The following is a 7,997-nucleotide window of genomic DNA, read 5'->3' on the forward strand; positions in this document are numbered from 1 at the left end:
ATAAGTGTGTTTTCCTGCTCCCGCATCTATAGAAAAGAATCCCGGAGAAATCCCGACTTTCTCACAGACGGACAATACCTCCTCATTGCTGTAGAGATACCCACACACACTCTTTCCCTGTGCCAGATCAGACAGGATATTGCCTGCCTTACACATTTCCCACTTATAATTTGTTCCTTTTTGATTTGTATTCTCTGCAAGCAACGATTCCGAGGCTGCCCAGCCTATTCTTCCATTATTGACCGTCCATGTATATTTACCGCCACTTGATGTTGTCCATGCATAATAACTTTTATTACTTAGTACCAGAGAATTATTCGCAGCACAAATGCCTGACATGGTGCTTGTATTCATTTTCGGTACTGCATAATTAGGTACTACCTGTCTGCTCCCATTAAGGTCAAAGGAAATAACCCCGTACTCCTTAAAATCAGAATTATATCCACAGGAAACATTCTCCCCAAAATTGATTGCATCCAAAATAGCACTTGAATTATTATAGTTTGCAAAATAATAAGCTAATTCACTGTTAGAAATATTCGCATTTTTATCTATCAGTGCAGCTATGGATTGCTTTGAAAAGCCTCGTGCAGCATCAGAAATACTTAAACTGTCCTGTTTTTTATTATTTCCTGCTCCAAGCAACATCTGTATTGCTTTTTGGTGTATTCCTGCCTCTGCCTGCTTTGAATATGTCAACAGCTGGTTTACTGTGTTTACATCTGTTACTGTCTTCATAATTATTCTCCAAACCCTTTTTCAACATTAAACGCCAAACATATGCTGCAATTTGTCCAGCATATTATTTACTCTTCCTTCAACAGCTTCTGGCTGATTCCTTAATTCATACCTGCTTCCATAGTAATCATTTAAACGGTCTTTCATCTCATTACAAAATAATTTTTGATCTGTTTTACCATTTAAAAACTGATTGCAGATACCACTTATCTCTTTCTTCTCATTTGTATAAAAAGCTGTCTCATCTGAGATTATTTCTGACTTGTACTTATAAGATTCTGTTTTGCTTCCAATTCCAACAACCATGTAATCTGGTGTCATTCTCTCCATGATGGAATTACGTGCTGAATCATTAAAATGAACATATTCGTCAATCATGTCTGAAAAACCAGCTTGAAATTGCTCTGGAACATACATTTCATTTACTTTCCTTAGCCCCACTTCACTTGCACTTAACAAAAATACAGATTCATAAGAAGTTCCTCTATATCCCTCCTGAGCATTCAAAGAATCTACATCTGCTGTCATTGCATTAATCTTCTCTTTTAAATCTTTCATTTCATCTTCTGTCAAATATTCAGAAGCATTTTCGTCCAGCCATTTTTCAAAAACCTCTGACTGATTTTCCGAACAGCCTTCAAACGCACTTTGTTCTCCAGAAATGGAAGCTGCTTTCAAATCTAATTTGAATAAATTTTCACATTTATATTCTGCTGGTATCTCTCTTATCTCTCCCATAATAGATGAAAAATGCATTGTATGAAAATCCGATACCTTATTACGAGCAGTCTCAACTAACTTTCTTGCTGAATCACTGATTTTCACATCATCCTCCGAAATAATATTCTGAGGAACAGTTGTTTTCTTCTCAACCTTATTTTTTATCATCTCTGGATTATTAATATACCTATTTCCTTGAACTTTCATAGCAACCTCCTTAAGTTAGTCCACACTTTCTATACTTCTTTATCTATCTTGCTCGATGTCAAAGAAGAATCCGTCTTAGAGTACGTACCATTATTTGTATAGGTTGCACTCGCCCAGTTTGCAGCATTCGATATACCAGTTGCTTTCTGCGATATTTTGCTTACAAAAGAATTATATCCTGTAAAGACCGTTTTCAGCGAACTGATATCTGCCTGCTTTAAAGCATCCTCATCTAATTCCAACTTGTTTCCTTTTCCTATGGTAATACCTATTTTGGCAAGCATATTACTGTTTTTGTCTGTCATTCCAGTCATCCATGAAGCATTTCGCAATACATCCTTTGTATTAGATTCTCCGGCTTCCTTAACTACATCATTATAATCTTCAACAAAAGATTTTACTGCCTTGGTGATTTTATCCCAGTCATAATCCTCTACCTCAATCTCTTCCCCCGTTTTTTCATCTTTCTTTTTTATTTTCTTTTTTTCCCAAAGAGAAGAGTCATTCAAAGCATCTGCTGATTTTTTCAGAGAATCTGCACTTGTTTTCATCAAGGTAAGTTTTTGTGAAGTATCACCTTTTCCCGATAATTTTTCAGCATCCTGTTTTGCATAATATGCTTTCATAAGTTTTCCATAGCTTCCATTTTTGATTGCAGCATAATCAGAAAGCATATTTGTATTGCCTACTGATGAACTATCTGACGTTCCACTAAACAACGCTGAAAAATCTACATTGCTGTTATATTTACTTGTATAATCACTAAAACTTTTGATTTCTGACATAACACCAGCCTCCTTTCCGAACTATAAACGTATATCGATCGGTGTATATACTACCGACTGTCCACTTTCTGATGCTGGATTTTTTATTGTTTCTGCTGTTTCTGTTTTAACATCTGCATTCTCTGATGCATCTGTTGCCGTATCTGCATTTTCCTGTGTATTCTCTGCTTTCTGCGTTTGATCCTTCTTTGTTTCTGCTGCATCTGTACGGTTGTCTGCCTTTGCTGCTTCTTCCATAGATTTATTTGCATCTGAAAGTGAAGACATCTGTGATGCTGTTGCAGACTGCGCTTTTGCCTGCAAATCTGCCAGTTCTTCTTCTTTCTTTTCGGTATTGCCTTTTCCAGCATCCTGCTTGATTTCAGACTCAAGCACACCGGCTCTTCCTTCCATCTGTGTTGCCATACTACCCTGCACTTTTGCTTGCTTCATAGATGAATCTGCGGAAATCATTGCCCGCATACCTGCCTGTGACAAGCCTGTTCCTTTCTTTGCAGATGTATTTTTTGTACCAGCCACCATATCATCCATAGATGATTTTTTACTCTGCTGTTCCTTTCTCTGTTCAATCTGGTGCTGTCTTAACTGTTGATTGAGATTTGTAATTTCCTGTTGTATCTCCTGACGTTTCTTCATCTTATCCTCTAATGACAGTTCTTCATTTGATGATAAGTCCTGCAATTTCTGCTGTGCATTTGCAATCTGATTCTGAATATTTTTACTCACAGAATCATTCGCCTGTGCCATTCCCATTGCTCCTGTCTGCGTATTCGTTCCGTTAAATCCATTAATTTTCATCATTTCGTTGTCCTCCTTGAGCTAATACTCTGAAATCCGTTTCCTGAAAATCTGTATAACATGATTTCTCTTTATTTTTTCTTTCGGCATATCTTTCTTCACAATAAACTGTGATGTTGTGAACCGCCCTTTTTTTGTTGTGAAGCAGTCTGAAAATGCTTTTCAGACTGTCGCAGTGCTCCTCAAATATTGTTGCAAGCAACATATTTTCATCGCTACCTGCGCAAAAAAAGCACTACATATTTCTGTAATTTACAAAATACATAGTGCCAATTTATTTCTTTATTCTACCTGCATCATAATGCTAAGGATTACTTCCTCATTTCCCTGCTCCAAAGATATATCTCCCATATACATTCTGGCAACCCGGCGAATGTTATTCAGACCCATTCCATGTTCCCTCCCAGATTTGGTTGTTTCTGGCAAATCGCTATCACCAAAATTAAGCTGACCCCCAAAACTGTTTTTTATGGTTATCATAAAGATACTGTTTTTCCGAAAAGAAGAAATGCTGATATACGGATCATCTCCACTTACATTTTCCATGCAGTTATTCAAGGCATTATTCATGATCACACTCAGATCAAATGCATTTAACTTCGTATTCTGCGGATAATGAAAATCCGACAGAAACCGAATCTGCCTTTCTTTTGCTTCTCTCAGCTTTTCCATCAAAATGACATCAATTACCGGACTTCCTGTCTTTATTTCCAGAGATACCTCGTCCCATTCATTTTTCAGATGTTCCAAGTATTCTGCAGCATCATCCATATTATTATGTGCCACCAGATGTTCCAGTGTCTGTATATGATTTCCCATATCATGGCGCATGGAGCGGATATCCCGATACAACTTTTCGACTTCCCCGATATGCTTTTTCATGTCACTGATCTGATTTAATACCAGCTCTTGTCCCCGCTGTTCTTCCTGCATCTCTTTCCAGTTTTGAAACATTACAATCACAACAAGAATAGCAACTATGGAAATCAGATAGTGTAAAAAGCTTAAAGCTCCATAAAATCCATATGTATCAATCAAGTTCTTTCCAGTATCTCTTTCGTATATCATGAGATAATATTGTAAAATGCCATACCCAGTGACGCCTACAAGTGAAGGTATAATAAGCATTACCATCTCTTTGACGCTCATTTCATCTTTTTTGTATATATACGCTTTATTGATCAGTCCTATTGCAACCGCAATAAAAGCAATACAAAGTACAATATCCAAAACTCTGGTTCCAACATATAGTCCGTACTGCAACCACACTTTTTCTGCACTCATATTCCGAAATACAAGTGCTTTTGTAACAAGATCATCAAGTCTGGCTGCCATTGCAACCGTTAACCATCGGATCGAAAAGAACGTAATTGCAAGAAATATTTTCTGATATATATTTCTTCTGTCCTCTATATACATTGCAAGAAACGCTGCTATAACTCCAATCAGATATGCGGAAAAATTATCAATCTGTGGCGGAATCATATATAAAACAAGCATAATCGTAATATAAACAATACTGACTGCCACAGCCCCTTTTTTCTTTTTTATATAGGGACAAACAAATTTTCCAAAATAGATTCCTGTAATCATAAGGAGTGCAATAACAGAAATTTTCGATGTAACCATCCAGCATTTTTCTACCAAACTCATCCGATTTCTTTTCCTTTCCTCTGATTATATTTCAAATATTGTTTTACAAACTCAGAATAATTCTGTTTTGCAATCAATGCAGTTCCATTTTCCATCGTCACACAATTTGCATCATATTTCTGAACATATTTGAAATGTACGAGGTAGGCTCTGTGTGTACGAAAAAAATCTGCTCCCGCAATTTCACTCAGTTCCTGCAATTTTCCATAATATTCAATATTCGTATCCCGTGTATGGATAATGACTTTTCGATTATATACCTCGGCATACACAATATCCTTCAAAAACACTTTCATATGGCTTCCTCCGGACTGCACCATCATGTATTTTTCATCCGATTGATTTTCAGAATATTTTTCAATGCTTCTGACTGCACGTTTCACAACTTCCTCAAATTTTTCATCTGAAAACGGTTTCACCAGATAATGAAATGCTGCAACATCAAATGCCTGAAAAACATACTCCTCCACAGCAGTTACAAATATCAATACCATTCTTTCATTTTTCTGACGCAGAATCCTTGCCGTTTCCATTCCATCCATTCCTGGCATCTGAATATCCAAAAATAGAATATCCGGCTCACAACCACTTGCAATCAATTCATCACCAGATAAATATTTTTCTATTACTGCATCCGGTAATAATTTCTTTATTTTTTCTTCTAATATCAATCCTATAGACTTATCATCATCACAGATTGCAATTTGCATCTTGTCACTTCCTTGCTTACATACAATTATATTTATTATATCGGAAAAGTTCTTTTAATAGCTAGCCACCATGTTGTGAACCGACCTTTTTTTGTTGTGAAATAGAATATCACATATAACGCGTTATTTGCTTCCTGTTAATACGCAAAAACACTGTATCTCAAACTCATTGAAATACCATGCTTCCCCGCATTTTCTATATTGTTCTATTGATATTATTACTTTACTATCCGACACGCCTCTTGGCGTGACTGTATCTATCAAAAAAGAAGCCAGCAGTTTATTCACACACTACTGACTTCCTATACTACTCATTTTATTTACTTCGCTGCGTCTCAGACAAGTTTTCCATCACTAAACATAACCTCTGTTTTCCCGCCATCCTTTTACATACCACCTGATTCCAACATATACCAGTTGCACAAATAATAAGAGAAATAGCAGATTGATCGGCAATACTGTCTTTATCGAATCTCCAAAGTAGATTGTTATTGCCATGCTTATAAGTATCACCATTACAGTAATCATATCCCAACAGTATTTCTTATATAACCCTGCAATCTTCATCCCTATAAACACTACAAGTATTCCCGCACCCACCAGACATCCACTATAAACCAGTATTTTTATCAGCCAGTATATAATTCCAGCAACGACAGGATTGGATATTCCATTACTAATCTGTGCCACGGTCTTTCCTGTCAGTACAACCCAGCCAGCAATGGTCTGTGTGAAAGTTGCGATTGTATCAAAGAATACCACGCAATCAGAAATAAATATTTTTGACCGTATCATCTGAAAAAGAGTAGTTGATATGGAATACCATATCAACAGAAATATCAATGCTTCATACATGACTGTTTTTGCTTTATATCTGCCTGCCAGTTTTTCTCTCTGTGTATCATACCTTTCCTTCGCTTTCAGATAAGCTGTCTGGTTACAATTCCAGCACTTTTGATAGAATACCGGCTTTTCAACCGGTATCTCTACTTTTTTCTGATGGGAGAGTGCATAATCCCGTTCCTGTTCTGCCTGCCTTAGCTTATCTTGACATTCCTCTGTCATGATTTCGGCAGCGTGCGTTTTCTCTTTCTCGCTCTGCAATAATTCTTTTGTTTTCCTCAAGTCGTTCTTTAAGGCTTGAATGTTCCCTGCTTTGTTCTCGCTGTTTAACTTCTCGTTCAAGGTCAGCGATTCGTCGATCTGCATTTTCAATTTCTCGATAGTCCGGTCTTTCTGGTCGAGTTCTTCCTGCATCTGCTCTGTCAGCAGAAGCAACTCTTCCAGTTGATCGTCGCTCTTTGAGTTTTCGTATTCTGTCATCTATATCCCTCGCTTTCTCTATCTGCTGTTCAATGTCAGTAATTCGCTGTTCTGTTTCTGTAATAATCGGTTCTCGCTGTTTAATTTCTGTGCTAATTCCTGCCATTGCTGATTCTCGTCTGTAAGTCGCTGTATCTGGTCTGCCTTTTCTTCCAGAAGCATCAGCAGTTCTTCTGTATCCGGCAAGATTTGAAGCAGCTCTGATAATTCTTTCTCTAATTGCTGCAATCGTTCTTCCTGCTCCTGAAAGCACATCAGCTTCTCGTCCTTTTCCTGTATCTCCTGAAGCATCTCTGCCATGATATTCTGTTGTCCCTCTATCTGTGTAATCATTGCTTCCATCATGGGAATTACTTCTTTGCTTTCTTCTAATGTCATTCAAACACTCCCTCCACATTGACAATGCACCGGATACCTTACCAAAGGTTGCAATTACCTTTTGTAACAGTGCATTTTGTTTTTTAATCATCCGGTTTTCCTCAACCTTCCATGAACCTTTCCTTATCTGTCCGGTGAGATATTTTTCGTCAATCTTTCTTGCATCCGCACCCTCATGAATCATAGGGACTTTTAATTTGCCCTGTCTTTCATAAGAGCGGTGGTCAATCTGATTGTCTATGGATAAATGCCGGTTACACATCCCAGCCCATTCGCTTCGCCATAACTCACAATTCTTTGGATTGTTCCATCCGGTAGCGTCAGTCAGAACCCGTTTCCATTGTTTTCTGTTTCTTGCCCCGACTTTCTGTACTCCGTTTTCATCAAGTACCGGAATACGGATTCCATGACGGTCTGGATTTTTCTTATCCTGCCACCAGTCCGGGTGGGATTCATCAACCACGATATTTCCGTCAGTATCTCTGACAAAATCCCAGTCCTTGACTTCTTTGTTGCCCCATGAGTGATCTGGATTGAATGGTCGCATGGTTACAAGTAAATGCACATGTGGGTTCCCATCGTTCTTATCGTGTATGCTCCAATCGGCACACATTCCCTTGTCCACGAAAGTTTTTTGAATATATTCGGTTGTATAATCAATCTGTTCCTGTCTGCTCCATTCTTT

The 7,997-nt window shown here is 37.8% G+C and carries 9 protein-coding genes; all 9 read right to left on the bottom strand.

The features are described from left to right. A partial coding sequence (locus tag DWY37_RS15325; RefSeq protein ID WP_118592610.1) for a hypothetical protein occupies positions 1-738 on the bottom strand: 738 nt, incomplete at its 3' end. Positions 739-765: 27 nt separating this feature from the next. Beyond that, positions 766-1,665, bottom strand: coding sequence for a hypothetical protein (locus tag DWY37_RS15330; RefSeq protein ID WP_021739841.1), 900 nt, complete (start codon positions 1,663-1,665; stop codon positions 766-768). Positions 1,666-1,694: 29 nt separating this feature from the next. After that, entirely contained in the window at positions 1,695-2,450 is a 756-nt protein-coding gene (fliD, locus tag DWY37_RS16220) for a flagellar filament capping protein FliD (protein ID WP_243035980.1), read from the bottom strand. A 21-nt stretch (positions 2,451-2,471) separates the two neighbouring features. Next, a complete protein-coding gene (locus tag DWY37_RS15340; RefSeq protein ID WP_173021993.1) occupies positions 2,472-3,248 on the bottom strand; it encodes a FlxA-like family protein in 777 nt (258 codons plus the stop codon). Continuing rightward, positions 3,238-3,453, bottom strand: coding sequence for a hypothetical protein (locus DWY37_RS16020; protein ID WP_199650070.1), 216 nt, complete (start codon positions 3,451-3,453; stop codon positions 3,238-3,240). Before DWY37_RS16020 ends, DWY37_RS15340 begins: the two co-directional genes overlap by 11 nt. 77 nt (positions 3,454-3,530) lie before the next feature. After that, entirely contained in the window at positions 3,531-4,901 is a 1,371-nt protein-coding gene (locus tag DWY37_RS15345; protein WP_118142329.1) for a sensor histidine kinase, read from the bottom strand. Continuing rightward, entirely contained in the window at positions 4,898-5,611 is a 714-nt protein-coding gene (locus DWY37_RS15350) for a LytR/AlgR family response regulator transcription factor (protein ID WP_118142328.1), read from the bottom strand. Before DWY37_RS15350 ends, DWY37_RS15345 begins: the two co-directional genes overlap by 4 nt. A 354-nt stretch (positions 5,612-5,965) precedes the next feature. Continuing rightward, positions 5,966-6,676, bottom strand: a complete 711-nt coding sequence (locus DWY37_RS15355; RefSeq protein ID WP_015520980.1) for a DUF6040 family protein — start codon at positions 6,674-6,676, stop codon at positions 5,966-5,968. Continuing rightward, positions 6,654-7,997, bottom strand: a 1,344-nt coding sequence (locus tag DWY37_RS15360) for a MobA/MobL family protein (protein ID WP_118592611.1), incomplete at its 5' end; no start/stop codon positions are given. The genes DWY37_RS15355 and DWY37_RS15360, both read right to left, overlap by 23 nt.

The organism is Roseburia sp. AF25-13LB (assembly GCF_003478915.1).
Lineage (GTDB): Bacteria > Bacillota > Clostridia > Lachnospirales > Lachnospiraceae > Roseburia_C > Roseburia_C amylophila.